The sequence below is a fragment of the Pseudoalteromonas sp. SIMBA_162 genome, from assembly GCF_046535955.1.
Taxonomy (GTDB): Bacteria; Pseudomonadota; Gammaproteobacteria; order Enterobacterales; family Alteromonadaceae; genus Pseudoalteromonas; species Pseudoalteromonas marina.
The window spans coordinates 1-234 of sequence record NZ_JAWJBQ010001253.1 but is presented as its reverse complement, the minus strand read 5'-3'; the positions used below and the strand labels follow the sequence as shown (position 1 = coordinate 234).

The 234-nt window shown below is 69.7% G+C and carries 1 pseudogene; it reads right to left on the bottom strand.

From position 1 onward, the window contains the following. A pseudogene (locus R0J88_RS23645) lies at positions 1 to 234 on the bottom strand (cytosol nonspecific dipeptidase); the annotation flags it as partial.

Below are 234 nucleotides of genomic sequence, written 5' to 3'. Positions count from 1 at the left end.
CCCCTCGCGCAGCTGCACCACGCCGAGGTTGTTGGAGGTTTCCACCACGCCTTCCACCGCCGCGCTCATGCGCTCGACCCCGTAGGGCGCGGCATCCAGCACCGCGACCAGCCGCTGGGTGTCCTCGACGGACAGCGCGTTCTCGGCATTGCCACGGGTCACGCTGAGCGAGACATCCGGGTCCGTCTCGCGCAGCTCATCGCGAATCTGGGCCTCGAAGTCCGCGAGCCGAGG